The following is a 7,264-nucleotide window of genomic DNA, read 5'->3' as shown; positions in this document are numbered from 1 at the left end:
CAGCGAGTAATCGCGCTGTGTCCGTTTCACACCTTGTCCCATCGGGCTCTCCATTTATGTGGGGGAAAGGTGTAAACCATATTCAGGACGGGACACTAATATGAAAGAAGCCCGCAGTTGCGGGCTTCTTTCATATCGGCTGTGTTGCCTTGTGGGCAGACGCGGTTACTCGGCAGAGACGGGGTAACCGGCGCCTTTCCAGGCAAAGATGCCGCCCGGCACCCGATAGACCTGCTGATAGCCCTGAGTCACCGCCCAGGCGGCTGCGTTGTGGCTGCGGCCGCACTTGACGAAGCCGCAGTAGATCACCACCGGGCGGGACTTGTCTTCACCCAGCAGCGCCTGGAACTGTTCCGCCGTGCCGCTTCCCTCGACGATCTCGCTCCAGTTGTCGCCGGACTTGGCCTCCTTCACGAAGACAAAGTTTTTGGCGCCCGGAATGTGCTCTTTCTTGTAGGAGTCCTCATAGGGCATGGTGTCGATGATCACCAGCTCCTCGCCCTTGTCCATGCGGGTCTTCAGCTCGGCCACGGTCAGCAGCTGATAGCCCCCCTGCTGCGCCTCCTGTGCCAGCTGCACCGCCGATTGCTCCAGCTTCACCTCCTGCTCGAACTGGTTGTCGCCACAGCCCGCGAGGGCAAAGCTGGCGGCGATCAGCGAGGCCAGCAGAGTGCGGGATCGCAATGTCATCATGTCACTACTCCTTTAGAACGGGAAAAACGGGGCGGGAAGTTCGCAGCAGGGCGCCCGCAAGCGTCAGTAGCAGCAGATCCCGCACAATGGCCTCCGGCAACGAGCTGAGATCAGCCCTGCCCAGACAGCCGCAAGAGATGTCGAGCCCGATGGCAACGCCATAGCCCAACACCGGAATAAACAGGGCGAGCAGCCCGATCACCAGCCAGAGTCCCCAGCGCCGGTTGGCGATGACCGCAAGTCCAGCACAGAGCTCAAGGGCGATCAGCCCCCAGGCCACTGGCGGGATCAGTGACGGCCAGACCAGCCCGAAGGCCGCGATCTGTTCGACAAACAGGGCGGGGGAGACCAGCTTGAACCCGGCGGAGGCGAGGAAGAATCCTCCCAGAGCCAGATTGGCCAGCATGCGCAGATAAACGGCCATGGGATAGATCTTTATCATCCATGACTCCGACTGCCAGCCACAGGCGTTTGCTTCGCCATGTCCGGGCTATCGGCCGGATAGCGGGCCAGCTCCTGATAGTCGCCGTCCGCTTCGCAGCGAAAGACGGCAGCGGTTTCACCGCGCTGGCACCACTGCTGCCACTCATCTGGCGGGCAGTGGAGGCGAATGGCGAGGCCACAGCCGGCGCTGAGCAGGCGCGGCACGTCGCAGACCCGAAACGACTGGTCGTGCTGCTCCAGCCGCTTGCGTAGTCTGACCGTGCCGAGGGTAGAGTGGAACAGGTAGAGAAACTCCTGATTCATGATTTGCCTCCCGTGCTGGCGCGCGCGCCGAACAGGGCGGCACCCAGCGCACCGGCAAACTGGGCATCCGGGTGGGTGGCCACTTCGCAGCCCAACCCTTCGGCCAGATAGTGGCGGAAGGTGGCGCAGTGGCTGACACCGCCGGTAAAGAGTACGCTCGGTCGGGCGCCGAGGCGGCCGATAAAGTTGGCACTGCGCCGGGCCATGGAGCGGACGATACCGGCCAGGATTGACTCGGCCGGAATGCCCGCCGAGCGCAGGCTGATCGCCTCCGATTCGGCAAACACGGTGCACATGCTGCTGATGTCGTGGGGCTCGGCCTCTTGCAGCAGTTCGTCAAGCTGCTCGACCCGAGCTCCCAGAGTGCGGGTGATCACCTCGAGAAAGCGACCGGTGCCGGCGGCGCACTTGTCGTTCATCAGAAAATCGGTGAGGTTGCCGTCGCTATCGAGCTGGATCACCTTGCTGTCCTGCCCGCCGATGTCGATGACGGTGTGTACCGACGAGCAGAGCAGGCGAGCCCCCAGCCCATGGCAGGAGATCTCGGTAACCCGCCGATCGGCGAATGACGCCAGATCGCGGCCATAACCGGTCAGGGTCAGATGGGGGCGCTCTGGCAAATCGGCCGAGAGCGTCTCCCAGCCTTGCTCGATGGCGGCCAGCGGACGAAAGGGGGTCGGCACCAGAAAACGGCGGACGATACGCCCGCCATCCTTGTGGTCGAACAGGATCCCCTTGGTCGCGGTGGAGCCCGAGTCAATCCCGATGGAGAGTGACACTACGCCTCCTCACAGCATTTCGATAAAGGCAGCCAGCCGGGTCGCCAGTTGTCCCTTGTCGGCGCTGGAGTAGTCGGTCTCGACTGCCATGTAGGGGATACCGTGGCGTTCGCGCACATGGCGCTTGATGGCGAGCGACTCCACCGCATAGGTGTGGCAAGCCTGCAGGATCACATCGATCACTCCGTCCGCTTGATACTCCTCCACCATCTGGCTCAGCAGATTCATGCGCTGGTGGTTGGGGGAGATGCAGGAGCAGCCGATGGCCAGATACTTGTCGGTCAGCGCATCGAACGGGTCGCCCTTTTCGCTGACGCACTGCTCGGTTGCCTTGGCGCCGGTGCAGTTCTCGTAACCCACCACCCAGCCGCCGTGCTCCTCGATGAGGCGCACCACCTTGTCGGCTGCGCCGCCGATGGGGCAGCCGGTGATGAGGATGCGCGGGCGGGCATCGAGCCGCTTGCCCTCGGCATACTCGACCTTGATGCGGCGGGTCATCTCCTGCAGCTCGCTGATGAGCTGCTCCTTGTCGAAGCGGAAGGTGGCACCATAGACCACCTTGAGCAGGTCGGTACCGCTGAGTGCCGGCGGATTGAGCTGGCCCAGCCGGTAGAAATCGGCCAGCGCGCGGCGCTCGCGGTTTTTCAGCACGATGGCGTCTCGCAATGCCTGCTCGCTGATGGGCTTGCCGAACTGCTGCTCCAGCAACTCCTTGAAGCGGACGATTTCGCTGCGCCACAGGGTGCGGGAGGCCTCGTCATCGGCGCGGTTGGGCAACTGCATCACATGCACCGGTTTGAACTCGGCCATGTACTCGTACATCTTCTTCTTGCCGTCGCAGGTGGTTTCCCCCACCACCAGATCGGAGAAGTAGAAGTAGGGGCACTTGTCGGTCTTGCCAAAACCGTAGCTGCTCTTGATCAGCGGGCAGAGGTTGCGGGGCAGGTCTTTCTCGGCCTCCTCGATGGTCTCGTCGCTGGTGGAGCAGAGCGATACCACCACGGCGCCGGCGGCCATCGCCACCTCCTGCGGCATAAAGGTACAGTAGGTGCCGACCAGGGGGATCTGTCGCTCCTTGAGTGCCATTACAGCCAGAAAGCCCTGACGACGGGCATCTGAAAAACTATCGAATATGGCTGGCAACTCGGTGATAAGTGACATAGGCGATCCTGCCCTGATGAGAGAAATGAAGAGACGGACGAGCCATCCGTGACGGCACATCCAACCGCGAGAATTATACCTTTGGGGGTAATTCGAAAATTGCGGTGGATCACAAGGTGTCAGGTAAATCCTTAATGACAGGCAGGTTATTGAGAAGGGGGCTGGCAGGTTGAAGGGGCTACAGGGGGAATAAAAAACGGGCACCGCGAGGTGCCCGTTATGGTCATCAGTGGCGCAGTCCGGTACCGCGGGAGATAAGCCACCAGGCGATACCGTAGAGGGCCACGATAAAGCCGATGATGATGAGATAGGCGGTGCCGAGCGGCACATCGGAGATACCGAGGAAACCGTAACGGAACGCGTTCACCATGTAGATGATGGGGTTCACCTGGGAGACACTCTGCCAGAAGGGGGGCAGCAGGCTGATGGAGTAGAACACCCCGCCCAGATAGGTGAGCGGTGTCAGCACGAAGGTGGGGATGATGCTGATGTCGTCGAAGGTCTTGGCAAACACCGCGTTGATAAGGCCACCCAGCGAGAAGAGGATCGCGGTGAGCAGCACGGTCACGCAGACGCTGAACAGATGGTGGATCTGCAGCGGCACGAAGAACAGCGATACCAGGGTGACGATGAGGCCGACACAGAGGCCGCGCGCTACGCCACCGCCCACGTAACCGGCGATGATGACGTAGTTGGGCACCGGCGCGACCAGCATCTCCTCGATATTGCGCTGGAACTTGGCGCTGAAGAAGGAGGAGGCAACGTTGGAGTAGGCGTTGGTGATCACCGACATCATGATGAGGCCGGGCACGATGAACTCCATGTAGGTGAAGCCGCCCATGTCACCGATGCGCGAACCGATCAGGTTGCCGAAGATGACGAAATAGAGGCTCATGGTGATGGCCGGTGGCACCAGGGTCTGGATCCAGATCCTGGTAAAGCGGCTCACCTCCTTGGCCAGAATGCTCTTGAAGGCGATGTAATAGATGGCCAGATTCATGCTTTTCTCCCCTCTTCGACCAGATTGACGAACAGCTCTTCCAGCCGGTTGGCTTTGTTTCGCATGCTCACGACCTGCACCTGCTGGTTTGACAGTTGCTCGAACAGGCTGTTGAGTGACTGGCTCTTGTCGAGATCCACCTCAAGGGTGCGTTCATCCGGCATGCGGCCGTTGAACTCTGGCACCTCGGGTACGGCAGAACCTGGCGCAAGGTCGAGCAGGAAGGTCTCGCGACCCAGCTTGCCCAGCAGATTCTTCATGCTGGTGTTCTCGATCAGACGACCCTTGTCGATGATGCCGATGTTGCGGCAGAGCATCTCGGCTTCTTCCAGATAGTGGGTGGTGAGAATAATGGTGACGCCCTGCTCGTTGAGATCCTTGAGGAAGGTCCACATGGAGCGGCGGATCTCGATATCGACCCCGGCGGTCGGTTCATCGAGGATCAGCAGTTTGGGCTCGTGCATCAGGGCGCGGGCGATCATCAGGCGACGCTTCATACCGCCGGAGAGGGTGCGGGCAGGCATGTCGCGCTTCTCCCACAGATCGAGCTGGCGCAGGTACTTCTCGGCGCGGATCTTGGCTTCCGCCTTGGGTACGCCGTAGAAACCGGCCTGATGGGTGACAATCTGGATCACCTTCTCGAACTGGCTGAAGTTGAACTCCTGTGGCACCAGCCCGAGCTGGGCCTTGGCCTGTTCCAGATCGCTGTCGATGTCGTAGCCAAACACCTTCACCTTGCCGGTGCTCTTGTTCACCAGCGAGCTGATGACGCCGATGGTGGTGGACTTACCCGCGCCGTTCGGGCCGAGCAGGGCGAAGAAATCCCCCTGCCTGACGGTAAGATCGATGCCTTTAAGGGCTTCGACGCCCCCCTGATAGGTCTTTTTCAGGCCGCTGATTTCCAGTGCGTTCATTGCAACCTCTGTGATGGTTGAATCCGGCTCGATACAGAAAAGGCGGCCAAGGCCGCCTGCACAGAGTAAAGGGCACAAGGCCGCTTCACCCGTGATATTCCTGAACCTGGCTTACTCCTGGGGTACCACTTTGCCGATAAACGGCAGGTTGCGGTACTTCTGGGCGTAGTCGATGCCACAGCCGACCACGAATTCGTCCGGAATGGCGAAGCCAATCCAGTCGACCGGCACCTGCACTTCGCGGCGGGAGGGTTTGTCCAGCAGGGTGCAGATGGCCAGGGATTTCGGCTCGCGCAGGGAGAGGATCTCGCGCACCTTGTTGAGGGTGTAACCGGTGTCGATGATGTCTTCCACGATCACCACATCCTTGCCCTTGATGTCATCGTCCAGGTCTTTGAGGATGCGGACGTCACGGGTGCTGTGCATGCCGGAGCCGTAGCTGGAGGCGGTCATGAAGTCCAGGGTGATGGGCAGCTGGCACTGGCGGCAGAGGTCGGCCAGGAAGATGCAGGAACCGCGCAGCAGCGCAATCATCACGACTTCGTCAGAACCCTGATAGCGGGCGGTGATCTCTTCACCCAATTTGGCGATCCGGGCGGCTACTTCAGCCTCGGAGATCATCACCTCGACGGTGTGTTTCATCACTTACTCCCATAAGGCCAAAGGGGATTTGGCCGTTCATGAATATCAAAACCGATGATTCTACCACTCATGTTGAAGGGTGCTAGAGATACGTGGTGCTTTTATCGGCTTATTTTAATTGATAGAGTTAGCAGGCACTCAGGCATGATTAGTTAAAATACTATAAACACCATAATCAATAACTATTAGATGATAAAAACTATGGAACCACGCGCAGAAATAAGACGTCGTACCCGGCTGTCGCCGGAAGCTCGTCGCTCCCAATTGATGGAATGTGCCATCGAGGTGTTCTCCCGTCGCGGCATTGGCCGTGCAGGTCACGCCGAGATAGCCGAACAGGCCAAGGTCTCTGTGGCTACGGTCTTCAACTATTTCAACACCCGCGAGGAGTTGGTAGATGAGGTGCTGGCCGAGATCGAACGCTTTGTGAACCAGATGCTGTCGCAGGCATACGGTGACCAGGGCTCCATTTTCGACAAGATCCAGCGTCATGTACGCCTCTCTGTCGATGCCGCCTACGATCAACCGGATTATGCCGGTATCTGGCTGGAGTGGAGCTCATCGGTTCGGGAAGAGGTATGGCCCCGCTATACCCGGCTGCTCGATCACTGCCTTGAGCTGATCGCCAGCGAGCTGCAAACCGCCATGGATGCAGGGGAGATCACCAGCGTGCTGTCGGCACAGGATCTGGCCCGCTCTTTGACCGGTTTCGGCTATGTGATGATGCAGATGATCAATCAACCTCAGCGCCCGGCGCGCCAAGAGGTGACTGATTTCCTGTTCAAGTACGTGACGGCGCCAATTCAGGCTCGCTAACACGGCTTAACGAAAAAACGGCGTCACTCATTGAGTGGCGCCGTTTTTTTATGGCCTGTCCCGTCCTGAATATGGTTTACACCTTTCCCCCAATAAATGGAGAACCCGATGGGACAAGGTGTGAAACGGACACAGCGCGATTACTCGTTGACTTTTAAACTGTCACTGGTCGAGCAGATTGAAAAAGGCGAGCTCACCTACAAACAGGCTCAGGTGCGTTATGGCATTCAGGGCCGCTCCACCGTTCTGGTATGGTTGCGTAAACATGGTCGGCAAGATTGGAGCCAGGGGGCTTCTGTGCGTGCCGGCAGGAGCATCACCATGCCTGACCCCGACAACCAGACGCCCGAACAGCGCATCAAGGAACTCGAGCAACAGCTGGCGTTGATGAGTCAGAAGGCTCAGTTCTTTGAGGCAGTCGTCGATGTACTGAAGAATGACTACGGCGTCTCCATCGTAAAAAAGCGACCCGGCAAGTCCTCTCGCAGCGGCAAGTCGAGAGGCTGACCATT

At 59.4% G+C, this 7,264-nt stretch carries 9 protein-coding genes and 1 pseudogene; 2 read left to right on the top strand and 8 right to left on the bottom strand.

The window, feature by feature from the left end:
• Positions 1-165: 165 nt before the first annotated feature.
• From AB5Y86_RS07715 to hpt, 8 genes are all read right to left on the bottom strand, one after another.
• Positions 166-693 (bottom strand): rhodanese-like domain-containing protein, encoded by a 528-nt coding sequence (locus tag AB5Y86_RS07715; RefSeq protein WP_013723480.1) that lies wholly within the window; start codon positions 691-693, stop codon positions 166-168.
• Between the two features lie 4 nt (positions 694-697).
• Positions 698-1,135, bottom strand: a complete 438-nt coding sequence (locus AB5Y86_RS07710; RefSeq protein WP_368192513.1) for a MauE/DoxX family redox-associated membrane protein — start codon at positions 1,133-1,135, stop codon at positions 698-700.
• Positions 1,132-1,440, bottom strand: a complete 309-nt coding sequence (locus tag AB5Y86_RS07705; protein ID WP_257124363.1) for a DUF3343 domain-containing protein — start codon at positions 1,438-1,440, stop codon at positions 1,132-1,134. Before AB5Y86_RS07705 ends, AB5Y86_RS07710 begins: the two co-directional genes overlap by 4 nt.
• Positions 1,437-2,219: an acyl-CoA dehydratase activase gene (locus AB5Y86_RS07700; RefSeq protein ID WP_368192512.1), complete on the bottom strand. Its 783-nt coding sequence runs from the start codon at positions 2,217-2,219 to the stop codon at positions 1,437-1,439. The genes AB5Y86_RS07705 and AB5Y86_RS07700 overlap by 4 nt, the downstream gene beginning before the upstream one ends.
• Before the next feature lie 9 nt (positions 2,220-2,228).
• On the bottom strand, positions 2,229-3,380 hold the full coding sequence (locus tag AB5Y86_RS07695) for a double-cubane-cluster-containing anaerobic reductase (protein WP_335873816.1): 1,152 nt from the start codon (positions 3,378-3,380) through the stop codon (positions 2,229-2,231).
• Between the two features lie 226 nt (positions 3,381-3,606).
• Positions 3,607-4,380 (bottom strand): ABC transporter permease, encoded by a 774-nt coding sequence (locus AB5Y86_RS07690; protein ID WP_368192511.1) that lies wholly within the window; start codon positions 4,378-4,380, stop codon positions 3,607-3,609.
• Positions 4,377-5,294, bottom strand: a complete 918-nt coding sequence (locus AB5Y86_RS07685) for an ABC transporter ATP-binding protein (RefSeq protein ID WP_236281581.1) — start codon at positions 5,292-5,294, stop codon at positions 4,377-4,379. The genes AB5Y86_RS07690 and AB5Y86_RS07685 overlap by 4 nt, the downstream gene beginning before the upstream one ends.
• A gap of 111 nt (positions 5,295-5,405) precedes the next feature.
• Positions 5,406-5,936 (bottom strand): hypoxanthine phosphoribosyltransferase, encoded by a 531-nt coding sequence (hpt, locus tag AB5Y86_RS07680; RefSeq protein ID WP_005335618.1) that lies wholly within the window; start codon positions 5,934-5,936, stop codon positions 5,406-5,408.
• A gap of 201 nt (positions 5,937-6,137) precedes the next feature.
• On the opposite strand from hpt, the gene AB5Y86_RS07675 reads away from it, so the two are divergent.
• The gene (locus tag AB5Y86_RS07675; protein WP_042079938.1) at positions 6,138-6,752 is read left to right on the top strand and encodes a TetR/AcrR family transcriptional regulator; all 615 of its coding nucleotides are present in this window, start codon (positions 6,138-6,140) and stop codon (positions 6,750-6,752) included.
• A gap of 108 nt (positions 6,753-6,860) precedes the next feature.
• Positions 6,861-7,264 (top strand): annotated as a pseudogene (locus AB5Y86_RS07670) (IS3 family transposase); the annotation flags it as partial.

This window comes from Aeromonas sp. s8, from assembly GCF_040907785.1.
Classification (GTDB): Bacteria; Pseudomonadota; Gammaproteobacteria; order Enterobacterales; family Aeromonadaceae; genus Aeromonas; species Aeromonas veronii.
The sequence above is the reverse complement of the archived record's forward strand: the minus strand, read 5'-3'. Positions and strand labels throughout refer to the sequence as shown.

Bases quoted from the DNA above. Each gene is read 5' to 3' on its own strand.
- AB5Y86_RS07715 (WP_013723480.1), bottom strand. From the start codon at position 693: ATGATGACATTGCGATCCCGCACTCTGCTGGCCTCGCTGATCGCCGCC.
- AB5Y86_RS07710 (WP_368192513.1), bottom strand. From the start codon at position 1,135: ATGATAAAGATCTATCCCATGGCCGTTTATCTGCGCATGCTGGCCAAT.
- AB5Y86_RS07705 (WP_257124363.1), bottom strand. From the start codon at position 1,440: ATGAATCAGGAGTTTCTCTACCTGTTCCACTCTACCCTCGGCACGGTC.
- AB5Y86_RS07695 (WP_335873816.1), bottom strand. From the start codon at position 3,380: ATGTCACTTATCACCGAGTTGCCAGCCATATTCGATAGTTTTTCAGAT.
- AB5Y86_RS07690 (WP_368192511.1), bottom strand. From the start codon at position 4,380: ATGAATCTGGCCATCTATTACATCGCCTTCAAGAGCATTCTGGCCAAG.
- AB5Y86_RS07685 (WP_236281581.1), bottom strand. From the start codon at position 5,294: ATGAACGCACTGGAAATCAGCGGCCTGAAAAAGACCTATCAGGGGGGC.
- hpt (WP_005335618.1), bottom strand. From the start codon at position 5,936: ATGAAACACACCGTCGAGGTGATGATCTCCGAGGCTGAAGTAGCCGCC.
- AB5Y86_RS07675 (WP_042079938.1), top strand. From the start codon at position 6,138: ATGGAACCACGCGCAGAAATAAGACGTCGTACCCGGCTGTCGCCGGAA.